The following is a 12,016-nucleotide window of genomic DNA, read 5'->3' on the forward strand; positions in this document are numbered from 1 at the left end:
TCCTCGCTGCACCACCACGACCGCGCGGCGACAACGGAGTCCCACCATGCGCCCACCCCCCGCGGCGGACACCGTCCGCCGTCTGCTCGACGACGCACCGATGTCCCGCCACCAGTGGGGCGCGGTCGCGGCGTGCGTCCTGCTCAACGTCCTCGACGGCTTCGACGTGCTGGTCATGGCCTTCACGGGCCGCTCGGTCGCCACCGAGTGGGGGCTGTCCGGCAGCCAGCTCGGCCTGCTCCTGTCCGCGGGCCTGGTCGGCATGGCCGCCGGGTCGGTCCTCATCGGACCGTGGGCGGACCGGGTCGGGCGACGGCCGGTCGTGCTGGGCTGCCTCGTCGTCGCGGGGCTGGCGATGCTGGGCTCGGCGGCGGCGCAGTCCCCCGGCCAGCTCGGCGCGCTGCGGCTGGTCACCGGGCTCGGTGTCGGCGGCATCCTCGCCACCAGCAACGTCGTCGCCGCCGAGTACGCCTCGGCCCGCTGGCGGGGGCTCGCGGTCAGCCTGAACTCCACCGGCTACGCGATCGGGGCCGTCCTCGGCGGCGTGCTCGCGGCCACGCTGATCGGGCAGTTCGGCTGGCGGTCGGTGTTCCTCGCCGGGGGTCTGGCCACCCTGGCCGCGGTCCCGCTGGTCTGGTGGCGGCTGCCGGAGTCCCTGGACTTCCTGCTCGTGCGCCGCCCGGCCGGGGCGCTGGAGCGGGTCAACGCGCTGCTGGCGCGGATGGGGCACGCGGCGCTGCCCGCCCTCCCCGACGGCGCCCCGGTGCGGACCGGCGTCGCCGCGGGGTACGGGGCGCTGCTGCGCCCGGCGCTGCGGCGCACCACGGTGCTGCTCTGGGTCAGCTTCTTCTGCGTGATGGCCGGGTTCTACTTCGTCACCAGCTGGACGCCGACCCTGCTCGTCGAGGCCGGGCTCTCCCCGGACGCGGGCATCGCCGGCGGCACCCTGCTCAACGTCGGCGGCATCTTCGGCGCCGCCGGGCTCGGCCTGCTCGCCGCCCGGTTCGCGCTGCGGCACGTGCTCGCCGGGTACCTGCTGGCCACCGCGGTGCTGCTGGCCGTGTTCATCACCAGCACCTCCTCGCTCGCGGTGGCGTTCGTCGTCGCCGCGCTGGTCGGGCTGTTCGTCAACGGCTGCGTCGCCGGGCTGTACGCGATGGCACCGACCTCCTACGGCGCCGACGTGCGCACCACCGGCGTCGGCACCGCGCTCGCGGTCGGCCGGTCCGGGGCGATCCTCGCGCCGACCCTGGCCGGGGCGCTGCTCGACGGCGGCGCCACCCCGCAGTCGCTCTACCTGCTCTTCGCGGCCGTGTTCGTCGGCGCGGCCGCCCTCGTCCTGCTGCTCCGCCGATCCGGCACCCCCACCACCCAGGGAGTCCCCGCATGAGCTCGATCCCCCGCGACCAGTGGTACGTCGCCGCCTACTCCGCCGAGATCGGCCGCGAGCTGTTCGGCCGCACGATCTGCGACGAGCCGATCCTGTTCTGGCGCACCGAGGCCGGCCAGGTCACCGCGCACGCCGACCGCTGCGTGCACCGCCGGTTCCCGCTGTCCCAGGCCCCGAGCCGGCTCGTCGGCGACACCGTCGTCTGCGGCTACCACGGCTTCACCTACGGCGCCGACGGCAGGTGTGTGGCGGTGCCGGGGCAGAACCGGGTGCCACGCACGGCCCGGCTGGCGGCCTACCCCGTCGTCGAGCAGGACTCGCTGATCTGGGTCTGGATCGGCGACCCGGAGCTCGCCGACCCGCTGCGCATCCCCCGCGCGACCTACCTCGACGACGCCGCGTGGACCACGGTGCGCGGGATGGAGCCGCTGGCCGCCCGGTTCTCGCTGCTGGTGGACAACCTGCTCGACCTGTCGCACGAGACCTACCTGCACGGCGGCTACATCGGCACCCCCGAGGTCGCGGCCACCCCGATCTCCACCGAGGTCGACGAGGACGCCGGCGTCGTCTACGTCTCCCGGCACATGGCCGACGCCGAGTGCCCGCCGTTCTACGAGCGCTCCACCGGCCTGTCCGGGCGGATCTCGCGCTGGCAGGACATCGAGTACACCCCGCCGTGCCTGTACAAGCTGCACTCCCGGATCGCGCCGGTCGGCTCGGTCCCGCACCCCGACGGCTCCGACCCCGACGCCTTCCACGTGGAGGTCGTCTACGCGATCACCCCGGAGACCGAGCACTCCACACACGACTTCTGGATGGTCGCGCGCGACTTCGCCCTCGACGACGTCGAGGTCTCGGCGTTCCTCGCCGAGCAGAACCGCACCGTCGTGCTGCAGGACGTCGAGGCGCTCGACGTGCTGGAGAAGGTGATCGCGACCGAGCCGGCGGGCTACCAGGAGCTGTCGGTCAACATCGACACCGGCGGGCTCGCCGCACGCCGGATGCTCGCCCGGATGGCCGGTTCGGCACCGGCGGTCCCGTCCCCGGCGCCCGCCCGGTGAGCGCGATCCCCGAGGCCCCGCCCGTCCTGCACGGGCACCGTGTCCAGCGCATCCACTGGGTGCTGGGCACCGACCTGCTGCGCGCGGTGTGCCACTGCGGCGCCGAACGCGTCTTCGACGACCCGGTGCCGCTGTGGGACTGGCTGCTGGGCTGCCCCGTGGACCACGAGACCTGGAGTACGTCGTGACCGAACCCGAGCTGCACCTGGTGGTGGAGAAGAAGGAGCTCCTCGCCGACGACGTCGTGCTGCTGACCCTGCGCGACCCGTCCGGCGCCGAGCTGCCGGAGTGGACGCCCGGTGCGCACCTCGACCTCGTCCTGACCGCGGACCTCGTCCGGCAGTACTCGCTGTGCGGGGACCCGGGCGAGCGCTCGGTCTACCGGGTCGCGGTGCTGCGCGAACCCGCCGGGCGGGGCGGCTCGGCGCACGTGCACGACGTCGTCGCCGAGGGCGACACGGTGCTGGTCCGCGGGCCGCGCAACCGGTTCGCACTCGTCGACGCCCCGGGCTACGTGTTCGTCGCCGGCGGGATCGGCATCACCCCGCTGGTCCCGATGATCGCGGCGGCGCACGCCGCGGGCGCGGACTGGCGGCTGGTCCACGGCGGGCGCAGCCGGGCGTCGATGGCGTTCAGCGAGCTCGCCGGGCGTCACCCCGACCGGGTGGCCCTGGTGCCGCAGGACGAGGCCGGGCTGCTCGACGTCGCCGGGATCGTGGCCGCGGCCGCCGGGCGACCCGTGTACTGCTGCGGGCCGGAGGGGCTGCTCGCCGCCGTCGAGGCCGAGGGGGAGCGTCTCGGCGTGCCGGTGCACGTGGAACGGTTCTCCGCCCGGCCCGGCGCGCTCGACGGCCCGGACGAGGCGTTCGAGGTGGAACTGTCGGGGTCGGGGACGGTCGTCGCCGTCCCGGCGGGCTGCTCGATCCTCGACGCCCTGGAGGGCGCCGGGATCGCGACGCTGTCCTCGTGCCGGGAGGGGACCTGCGGGACCTGCGAGACCGGGGTCCTCGCCGGCGAGCCGGACCACCGGGACTCGCTGCTCACCGAGGAGGAGCAGGCGTCGAACGAGGTGATGATGCTGTGCGTGTCGCGGTCCCGGTCGCCGCGGCTGGTGCTCGAGCTCTGAGCCCGGGCGCCCCGTAGGGTCGGGCGCGTGTTCGTCAAGGTGTGCGGGCTGCGGACCCCCGGTGACGTCGACGCGGCCGTGGCCGCCGGCGCCGACGCGGTCGGGTTCGTCGTGTACCCGCCGAGCCCCCGCCACGTCGACCCGGCCGACCTCGGCGCGCTCGTCGCCCGGGTGCCGGACGGCGTGCGGTCGGTGGTCGTCGTCGCCGACCTGCCCGCCGACCGGGCCGCGGCGGTGACCGCCGACGCCGGCGCCGACGTGCTGCAGCTGCACGGCCGCTACACCCGCGACGACTTCACCGCGGCCGCCCGCGCGCCGATCACCCTGTGGCGGGCGACCTCGCTGGCCCACGACCCCGACCTCACCGTGGGCCTGTACGGCGAGGACGTGCTGCTGCTCGACTCCCCCGTCGCCGGGTCCGGCGAGCGCTGGGACGCCGAGGCGCTCGACCCGAAGCCGGACGGGCCGTGGTTGCTCGCGGGCGGGCTGGACCCGGACACCGTCGCCACCGCGGTGCGCCGGGTCCGTCCCTGGGGCGTCGACGTCTCCAGCGGCGTCGAGTCGTCCCGCGGCGTGAAGGACCACGCCCGCATCCGCGACTTCGTCGCCGCCGCCCGGGCGTGATGCACGATCCTCACGGATGATGCATGATCCGTGAGGATCAGGCATCGTCTCGACGTCGAGGAGCCGTCATGGCCGCGGGCGCACTGCAGGGCAAGGTCGCGATCGTCACCGGAGGGGCGTCCGGCATCGGCCGGGCCACGGCCGGGCGGTTCGTCGAGGAGGGGGCGTCGGTCGTCGTCGCCGACCTGGACGGGGAGGCGGCGGAGCGCGCCGCCGCCGAGCTCGGTGAGAGGGCGGTCGGACTCCGGGTCGACGTCACCGACGCCGCGGCGAACGCCGCTGCCGTCGAGCGGGCCGAGGCCGCGTTCGGCCGTCTGGACCTGCTGTCCTGCAACGCCGGGCTCACCGGCTTCCCCGTCCCCGCGCTCGACGCCGACCCCGAGGAGTTCTCGGCGATCTTCGACGTCAACGTGAAGGGCGTCTGGCTCGGTGTGCGCGCCGCGGTGCCCGCCATGCGACGCACCGGCGGCGGCGCGGTCACGATCACCGGGTCGGTGATGGGCGAGCGGACCCGTCCCGGGTTCGGCGCCTACGCCTCGTCCAAGGCCGCCGCCAACCACCTCGCCCGCACCCTGGCCCTGGAGCTGGCGCCCGACATCCGGGTCAACTGCCTGGCCCCGGTCGCCACCGACACCCCGATGCTGCCGAAGTTCCTCGGCACCGACGACCCCGAGGCGGCTCGCGAGCGCTTTGTCGCGGGCATCCCGCTGGCCCGGCTCGCGGAGGCGGGCGACGTCGCCGACGCCGCGGTGTTCCTCGCCTCCGACGCCGCCGCGTTCCTGACCGGCGTCGTCCTGCCCGTCGACGGCGGGCGGAGCATCTGATGACACTCCCCCTGGAGGGACTGCTCGTCGTGTCCTGCGAGCAGGCCGTCGCCGCACCGCTGGCGACCCGGCACCTCGCCGACCTCGGCGCCCGCGTCATCAAGATCGAACGCGAGGGCTCGGGCGACTTCGCCCGCGACTACGACGAGACCGTCCACGGCATGTCCAGCCACTTCGTGTGGCTGAACCGGTCCAAGGAGTCGGTCACCCTCGACCTCAAGTCCGACGACGGCCGCGCCACGATGCTGCGGCTGCTGGAACGGGCCGACGTGTTCGTGCAGAACTTCGCCCCGGGTGCCGCCGAGCGGCTCGGGCTCGGTGCCGCGGCGCTGCGCGAGCGGTACCCGCGGCTGGTGACCTGCTCGATCTCCGGCTACGGCTCGTCCGGCCCGTACCGCGACGCCAAGGCCTACGACCTGCTCATCCAGTCCGAGGCCGGGCTCGTCTCGATCACCGGGACCGAGGACGCGCCGGCGAAGAGCGGCATCCCGGCCGCCGACATCGGTGCCGGCATGTACGCCTTCTCCGGCATCCTGTCCGCGCTCTACGAGCGGGAACGCACCGGGCAGGGCACCGACCTCGAGGTCAGCCTGTTCGACTCGCTGGTGGAGTGGATGGGCTACCCGCTCTACTACGCCGGCTACGGCGGCACCGCCCCGAAGCGGACCGGCACCAGCCACGCCGCGATCGCCCCGTACGGCACGTTCTCCGCCGGCGACGGCACCGACGTCGTCCTGTCGATCCAGAACGAACGCGAGTGGGCCACGTTCTGCGAGGTCGTGCTGCGCCGCCCGGAGGTCGCGACCGACCCGCGGTTCGCGAGCGGCCGGGCCCGGGTGGAGAACCGCCCCGACCTGCACGCCGAGATCGACACCGTGCTCACGGGCCTGACCGGCGACGAGCTCGTCGCGCGGCTGGTCCAGGCGCGGGTCGCGCACGCCCGGCAGCGCGAGGTCGGGGAGGTCCTGGAGCACCCGCAGCTCGCCGCGCGCGACCGGTGGACCGAGGTCGGCAGCCCGGTCGGGCCGCTGCGCGCACTGCAGCCGCCGATCACCGTCGCCGGGCGGACCGCGCGGATGGACCCGGTCCCGGCCGTCGGCGAGCACACCGCGGCCGTCCTCGCCTGGCTCGACGAACGGTGAGCACCAAGCGGGACCGGATCGTCGACGAGCTGCGCCGCGACATCCTCGGCGGCGGCCTCGCCCGCGGGACGCCGCTGCGCCAGGACGAGCTGGCCCGCCGGTTCGGCGCCTCCATCACCCCGGTCCGCGAGGCGCTGAGCCTGCTGTCCGCGGAGGGGCTGGTCGTCGCCGAGCACCACCGCGGGGTGCGGGTCGCCGGCGTCGACGTGGACCGGGTGACCGCGACCTACGTGGTGCGCCGGCTCACCGAGGCCTACGCGGTCCGCCGCGCGACGCCGCGGGTCTCGCGGCACGACCTCGCCCGGGCCCGCGCCGTCCTCGACCGCCCCGCCGACGACCCGGCCGCCGCCCGCGAGCGGAACCGCGAGTTCCACTTCCTGCTCTACGACCGGTGCGGCGTGCCCGCGCTGCCGGAGCGGATCGCCGCGCTGTGGCAGGCGTTCCCGTGGGACCTGACCCTGCACGACGACGACCGCGCCGCCGCCTCGGCCGCCGAGCACCGGGCGATCCTCGACGCGGTGACCGACGGCGACGCCGACCGGGCCGCCGCCGCGACCGAGGAGCACGTGGCGGGCGGGTTCGCCTCGCTGCTCCGCGCACTCGGCGGGGCGCGGGCCGGGGACCCGTTCGACGACTAGGGTCGCGCGGATGGACTGGGTACGGCACGCGATCTGGTGGCACGTGTACCCGCTGGGGTTCACCGGGGCCCACCCCGACCGCGGCGACGGCGCGGACCACTCGCTGCGGCGGATCATCGGCTGGCTCGACCACGCCGTCGCGCTGGGGGCGAACGGGCTGCTGCTCGGCCCGGTGTTCGCCTCGGCCACCCACGGCTACGACACCACCGACCACCTGCGGATCGACCCGCGCCTGGGCTCGGACGCCGACTTCGACGCGCTCGTCGCCGAGGCGAAGGGACGCGGCCTGCGGATCCTGCTCGACGGCGTGTTCAACCACGTCGGCCCCGAGCACCCGCGGCTGCTCGCCGCCCGCGCCGACCCCGGCGGGCCGGACGACGCCTGGTTCCGGCACACCGACGACGGGGAGATCGCCGTCTTCGAGGGCCACCCCGGCCTGCACACCCTCGACCACGACAACCCCGCGGTCCGCGACCACGTCGTCGAGATCCTCTGCCACTGGCTCGACCGCGGCGCCGACGGGTGGCGGCTCGACGCCGCCTACACCGTTCCCGACGACTTCTGGGCCGACGTGCTCCCCCGCGTCCGCGAGCGCCACCCGGGTGCCTGGTTCCTCGGCGAGGTCATCCACGGCGAGCACGACGCGGTCACCGCCGCCACCACGATCGACGCACTCACCCAGTACGAGCTGTGGAAGGCGATCTGGTCGAGCCTCAACGACGGCAACCCGCACGAGCTGGCGTGGGCGCTGCAGCGCCACGACCGGTTCGTCGCCGCCGCGGTGCCGAACACCTTCGTCGGCAACCACGACGTCACCCGGCTCGCGTCGCAGCTGCACGACCGCCGCCACATCGAGCTGGCCGTCGCCGTGCTGTGCACCGTCGGTGGCACCCCCTCGGTCTACGCCGGCGACGAGCTCGGCCTCACCGGGGTCAAGGAGGAGCGGGCCGGCGGCGACGACGCGGTCCGCCCCGAGTTCCCCGCCGACGGGTCCCTCCCCTCCGGCGCCGACCCGCACGTCCTGGCCGTGCACCAGGAGCTGATCGGGCTGCGCAGGCGCCACCCCTGGCTGTACGACGCGCGGACCGAGGTGGCCGAGGCCACCGACGACCGGCTCGTCTACGTCAGCCACGGCGACGGCGGCGCGCTGCGGGTCACCCTCGACTACGCCGCGGGCACCTGGGACGTCCAGGACGCCTGACCCACCTCGGCAACAGGTGGATCACGGTTGATCCTTCCGGCCGAGCGGCCCGCCACTCGCAGCACCGCGACGGCCGGTGGTCGCGGACCGGCCCCACGCGGACAACCCGATCCGTACGGTCGATCACGGAACGGTCACGGTCCTGATCCCCAGCAGGACCCGCGCGCCCCGCTCCCCAGGCACACGGGCGCAGCCGTCTCCGACGAGGAAGGACGCCCTGCGTGCCGAGGAACATCCCCGGCTCCGTGGCGGCCCGGCGCTCCCCGAGCCGGACCGACCCGAGCCGACCCCTGCCGTCGACGACCGTCGTCACCCGTGACGTCGGCCCGGACCGGGGCGGGAGGCACCGCCGCGCGGGGCGGGCCCGCACCCTGCAGGCACTCACCTCCGCGCTCGCCGGTGGCGGCCTCGTCGCCGCGCACGCCGCGACGGGCGGTGGGCTCCCCCGGGTCGACGACCTCGTTTTGCAGGCGTTCAGCACCCCGGCCGCGGACGCCTCGCTCACCGAGGCGGCGTTGGCCACGCCGTCGGCGCACGCCGGCGCGGCCCGGTCGCTGGCCGAGCCGCCGCCCCCGGTCGACGTCGACGCGATCGTCGGCGCCGCGGACGGTGCGGTCGGCTCCGCGGTGAAGGCCCGCGACGAGGCGCGCGAGCGCGCCCGCGCCGCCGCCCGCGAGGCCCGGGAGGCGGCCGCGCGCGCCGCCGACTCCGCGCGGTCCTCGGCCGGGACCTCCGGCGCCCCCTCGGGCGGCGGTCCGACCGGGTCCACCACGTGCGCCCTGGGCACCGCGGGCATGGAGGGCGTCGCCGCGAACGTGGCGACGGCCGGGGAGAAGCTGCGCTGCCTGTTCGGCGTCGACTCCGTGCTGGGCATCGGCAGCCGCGGGAACGCCTCCGACCACCCCAGCGGCAAGGCTCTGGACTTCATGGTCGACAAGGCGACGGGCGACCGGCTCGCCGCCTACGCCAAGCAGAACTGGGACGACCTCGGGATCTCCTACATCATCTGGCAGCAGCGCATCGACACCGGCAGCGGCTGGAAGGCCCAGGAGGACCGGGGCGGGGCGACGGCGAACCACATGGACCACGTGCACATCTCGTTCACCTGAGTCACGGCTGCTCCAGGCGCTCCGCCGCGTACACGGCGATCGCGTCGCGCAGGTAGCCGCTCAGCCCGGCGCCGTGCGCGTCGATCTGGCCGGCGAAGCGCGGGTCGTCGGCGTAGAGCTCGCCGAGCCCGGTGTAGGCCTCGCGAGCCGGCACCCAGAACCGGCTCACCCAGCGATGGTGGTCGGCGACGATCTCCTGCACCGACGGCGCGTCGACCGGGTCCCCGGCGGAGCGTGCCGTGGCGAGCCGGCGCAGGACCGACTCCCAGTCCGCGGTCAGCTCCGTTGCGTCGGCGCGTGTCCAGTCGGCGACGCGTTCCTGGACGGCGACGGCGTCGGCGCCCCAGCGGTCCCGGGCCTCGGCCCCGTGCGGGTCGTCCCGGAATGCCTCGAACATCTCCTCGGCGGTCATCTCGCCTCTCCCCTCTCGTTCTCCGATGGATCGTGCGACGGTGTCGGCGAGCCGGCGCAGGCGCGCGATCTCGTCGAGGAGCCGCCCGTGGTGGACACGCAAGGCGTCCACCTCCGCGGCGTCCGACCCGGTGTCGAGCACCGCGGCGATCTGCGGCAGGCCGAGTCCGAGCTCCCGTAGCAACAGCACGTGCTGCAGCCGACGCAGCTGCGTCCGGCCGTAGAGGCGCCGTCCGCCCGGGCCGGTCCCGGCCGGGGGCACGAGTCCGATGTGGTCGTAGTGGCGCAGGGTGCGTGAGCTGACCCCGGCCAGGCGGACCACGTCGTCGGTGCTCCAGCAGGGCTCGTCCGTCATGGGAGCGACGGTAGAAGTTGACGTAGCGTCAACCGCAAGTGTCAGTCCGGTCCGCGGTAGGTGTGCCCGGTCGGAGTGGTGGTGACGACGGCCCCGTCGGGGGCACGGGCCACGTGCCAGCCGGGTTGTTCACGGACGTGGTTGTGGAACTCGCAGACTCCGCGTCCGTTGTCCAGTTCGGTGTGTCCGCCGTCGGCGTCGCGCTGGATGTGGTCGACGTGGCGGACGGGAGCGTCGCAGTAGGGCTCGGTGCACCGGTTCTGCGCGCGGGCTTTCACGAGGGTGGCGAGGAGTCCGGTGAAGGTGCGCCTGCGGGAGTCGCCGCCGATGACGATGCCCTGGTCGGTGAGCAGTCTGCGCAGGGACTTGGCGCCCTCGGAGGTGGCGAGCAGGTCGGCCGGAACGGGCCCCAGGCCGGGGATCTCCGCGGGCAGCGGGGACCTTGGGTCGAGCAGGGCCTGGACCGGGACGGTGACCTGCACTTCCAGGTTCACCGCCGTCGCGGTGGCCTGCCCGGTGACCCGCTCCACGAGGGTGTCGGCCAGAACCTGCCCACGGGTACGGGTCAGCGGCGCCGGGTCGACCTGAACCTCGACGAACGCCCTCTGGAGCGCGGCGAGGCAGGCGGCGCCCTGTTCGACCGGGACGTAGGCGGTCAGGTAGCTCATCGCATCCGGCGCGGGCCGCAGAGTGACCCGGCGCTCGGCCTTGGCGGCGTGGACCCGGGCGCGGAACCGGTCGGGGGCGATCTCGGCGACCAGACGCCGGGTCATCGCCCGCAGCCGGCCGATGCCGTACCGGGTCAGGTCCCGGTTGGTGGCAAGCCGGGCGTCGACCCGCGCCCGCTGAGCTGTGTTGAGGTCGCGGCACTCGACGGCGATCGCCGTGACCTTGGCGGCGTTGAGCTGACCGGCCTCGTGGAGACACCGCACGTCGTCGAACCCGGAATGCAGGTCGCGGGCGTTGGCGACGCGGGTGCGGGCCTCGGTGGTGGAGACCCGGCAGGCGAGCTGGATCTGGGCGACGACGCTGCGGTGGAGCTTGTCGAAGTCGCTCCGGTCATCGACACGCCGGTTCTCGACATGGGCCTGGGCGAAGCCCCGGATCCGGTCCGCCTGAAGGGCGGCCAGGGAGGCCTGGAGGGTCTCGATCTCCTGGATCTGGTCGATCAACTCCGACTCGGACCACGCGCAGGTGTCGGCGCCGAGGGCTTGTTCGACGTGGAACCGGAGCAGGGTGAGGTCACCGGAGGGGAACCCGTCGCCGTGCACGCCGGTGGCGTGGGCGGGTGGTTCCTGGGTGGCGGTCACACCATCGAGAGTACTCGAACGTGTGTTCGATCGCTAGTTTACGTTCGCTATTGCGAATCGCTGAGCTGGGACAACGGTGGGCCGTACGGACGAGGCTCGGGGAGCGCGGCGAGCGCGGCGCGGCGCCGCCCGGACGACGGCGGGGCGCGGTCGACCGAACCGACCCCGCCCCGCCGATGCAGCCCACGGCCCGAGCCGTGCGGCGGCCGTGCCCACCTCAGCCCAGCAGCGCCCGCATCTCCGCGATCTCCGCCTGCTGCGCGTCGACGATCCGCTGCGCCAGCTCCCGGGCCCGCGGGTCCACCCCGGCGTCGAGCTCCGCGCGGGCCATGGTCACCGCCCCCTCGTGGTGGGCGATCATCATCTCGAGGAACGACCGGTCGAACGCGGCGCCGGACGCGCGTCCCAGACCGGCCATCTGCTCGTCGGACATCATCCCGGCCATCCCGGCCATCCCGGCCATGTCGCCGTGACCGCCGTGGTCGTCCGCGGCGGGCGCGGCGCCCCAGTCGGCCAGGAACCCCTGGAGCCGGGCGATCTCCGGGCCCTGGGCCGCCTCGATCCGGGCAGCGAGGTCGCGCACCCGGGCTCCGGCGCGGCCGTCGGCGAGCCGCGCCATCGCGACCGCCTGCTCGTGGTGCGGGATCATGCCCTGGGCGAAGGCGACGTCGGCGCTGCTCGACGAGGCCGAGGGCGGGGCGGACGCTCCCCCGCCGGCACAGCCGGTCAGGACGAGGGCAGCGGCCAGTGCCGTGGCGGCGAGCGCCACGTTCGTGCGTGTCATGTGTCGGTACTCCCGTGTCGTGGGTGCTCGGCGGCTCCGGC

13 protein-coding genes are annotated in these 12,016 nt (G+C 74.8%); 10 read left to right on the top strand and 3 right to left on the bottom strand.

Annotation, left to right across the window (positions count from 1 at the left end):
• The first annotated feature begins 46 nt into the window (after positions 1–46).
• From KPL60_RS17520 to KPL60_RS17565, 10 genes are all read left to right on the top strand, one after another.
• Positions 47–1,390, top strand: coding sequence for an MFS transporter (locus tag KPL60_RS17520; protein ID WP_226350461.1), 1,344 nt, complete (start codon positions 47–49; stop codon positions 1,388–1,390).
• A complete protein-coding gene (locus KPL60_RS17525) occupies positions 1,387–2,451 on the top strand; it encodes an aromatic ring-hydroxylating dioxygenase subunit alpha (RefSeq protein ID WP_226350460.1) in 1,065 nt (354 codons plus the stop codon). The genes KPL60_RS17520 and KPL60_RS17525 overlap by 4 nt, the downstream gene beginning before the upstream one ends.
• The gene (locus KPL60_RS17530) at positions 2,448–2,639 is read left to right on the top strand and encodes a hypothetical protein (protein WP_073577386.1); all 192 of its coding nucleotides are present in this window, start codon (positions 2,448–2,450) and stop codon (positions 2,637–2,639) included. Before KPL60_RS17525 ends, KPL60_RS17530 begins: the two co-directional genes overlap by 4 nt.
• Positions 2,636–3,577: a PDR/VanB family oxidoreductase gene (locus tag KPL60_RS17535; RefSeq protein ID WP_226350458.1), complete on the top strand. Its 942-nt coding sequence runs from the start codon at positions 2,636–2,638 to the stop codon at positions 3,575–3,577. The genes KPL60_RS17530 and KPL60_RS17535 overlap by 4 nt, the downstream gene beginning before the upstream one ends.
• Before the next feature lie 27 nt (positions 3,578–3,604).
• Complete coding sequence (locus tag KPL60_RS17540; protein WP_226350457.1) at positions 3,605–4,201, top strand: phosphoribosylanthranilate isomerase; 597 nt, start codon at positions 3,605–3,607, stop codon at positions 4,199–4,201.
• Between the two features lie 68 nt (positions 4,202–4,269).
• On the top strand, positions 4,270–5,025 hold the full coding sequence (locus tag KPL60_RS17545; protein ID WP_226350456.1) for an SDR family oxidoreductase: 756 nt from the start codon (positions 4,270–4,272) through the stop codon (positions 5,023–5,025).
• The gene (locus KPL60_RS17550; RefSeq protein WP_226350455.1) at positions 5,025–6,167 is read left to right on the top strand and encodes a CaiB/BaiF CoA-transferase family protein; all 1,143 of its coding nucleotides are present in this window, start codon (positions 5,025–5,027) and stop codon (positions 6,165–6,167) included. Before KPL60_RS17545 ends, KPL60_RS17550 begins: the two co-directional genes overlap by 1 nt.
• Positions 6,164–6,805, top strand: a complete 642-nt coding sequence (locus KPL60_RS17555; RefSeq protein WP_226366491.1) for a GntR family transcriptional regulator — start codon at positions 6,164–6,166, stop codon at positions 6,803–6,805. Before KPL60_RS17550 ends, KPL60_RS17555 begins: the two co-directional genes overlap by 4 nt.
• 10 nt (positions 6,806–6,815) lie before the next feature.
• Positions 6,816–8,006: an alpha-amylase family glycosyl hydrolase gene (locus tag KPL60_RS17560; protein WP_226366492.1), complete on the top strand. Its 1,191-nt coding sequence runs from the start codon at positions 6,816–6,818 to the stop codon at positions 8,004–8,006.
• Positions 8,007–8,227: 221 nt separating this feature from the next.
• Positions 8,228–9,115: a hypothetical protein gene (locus tag KPL60_RS17565; RefSeq protein ID WP_226366493.1), complete on the top strand. Its 888-nt coding sequence runs from the start codon at positions 8,228–8,230 to the stop codon at positions 9,113–9,115.
• A 1-nt stretch (position 9,116) separates the two neighbouring features.
• Here the strand turns inward: KPL60_RS17565 and KPL60_RS17570 are convergent, their stop codons facing one another.
• The 3 genes from KPL60_RS17570 to KPL60_RS17580 all read right to left on the bottom strand — a co-directional run bounded on the left by KPL60_RS17570 (position 9,117) and on the right by KPL60_RS17580 (position 11,975).
• Positions 9,117–9,881, bottom strand: a complete 765-nt coding sequence (locus tag KPL60_RS17570) for a MerR family transcriptional regulator (protein WP_226366494.1) — start codon at positions 9,879–9,881, stop codon at positions 9,117–9,119.
• A gap of 41 nt (positions 9,882–9,922) precedes the next feature.
• The gene (locus KPL60_RS17575; RefSeq protein WP_226366495.1) at positions 9,923–11,191 is read right to left on the bottom strand and encodes a DUF222 domain-containing protein; all 1,269 of its coding nucleotides are present in this window, start codon (positions 11,189–11,191) and stop codon (positions 9,923–9,925) included.
• A 217-nt stretch (positions 11,192–11,408) separates the two neighbouring features.
• The gene (locus KPL60_RS17580) at positions 11,409–11,975 is read right to left on the bottom strand and encodes a DUF305 domain-containing protein (RefSeq protein WP_226366496.1); all 567 of its coding nucleotides are present in this window, start codon (positions 11,973–11,975) and stop codon (positions 11,409–11,411) included.
• Between the last annotated feature and the right edge of the window lie 41 nt (positions 11,976–12,016).

Source organism: Pseudonocardia sp. ICBG162 (assembly GCF_020496225.1).
In the GTDB taxonomy this organism is placed as follows: Bacteria; Actinomycetota; Actinomycetes; order Mycobacteriales; family Pseudonocardiaceae; genus Pseudonocardia; species Pseudonocardia alni.

Excerpts from the sequence above, each read along its gene's own strand:
- KPL60_RS17520 (WP_226350461.1), top strand. The coding sequence starts at position 47 with ATGCGCCCACCCCCCGCGGCGGACACCGTCCGCCGTCTGCTCGACGAC.
- KPL60_RS17525 (WP_226350460.1), top strand. The coding sequence starts at position 1,387 with ATGAGCTCGATCCCCCGCGACCAGTGGTACGTCGCCGCCTACTCCGCC.
- KPL60_RS17545 (WP_226350456.1), top strand. The coding sequence starts at position 4,270 with ATGGCCGCGGGCGCACTGCAGGGCAAGGTCGCGATCGTCACCGGAGGG.
- KPL60_RS17550 (WP_226350455.1), top strand. The coding sequence starts at position 5,025 with ATGACACTCCCCCTGGAGGGACTGCTCGTCGTGTCCTGCGAGCAGGCC.
- KPL60_RS17560 (WP_226366492.1), top strand. The coding sequence starts at position 6,816 with ATGGACTGGGTACGGCACGCGATCTGGTGGCACGTGTACCCGCTGGGG.
- KPL60_RS17570 (WP_226366494.1), bottom strand. The coding sequence starts at position 9,881 with ATGACGGACGAGCCCTGCTGGAGCACCGACGACGTGGTCCGCCTGGCC.
- KPL60_RS17580 (WP_226366496.1), bottom strand. The coding sequence starts at position 11,975 with ATGACACGCACGAACGTGGCGCTCGCCGCCACGGCACTGGCCGCTGCC.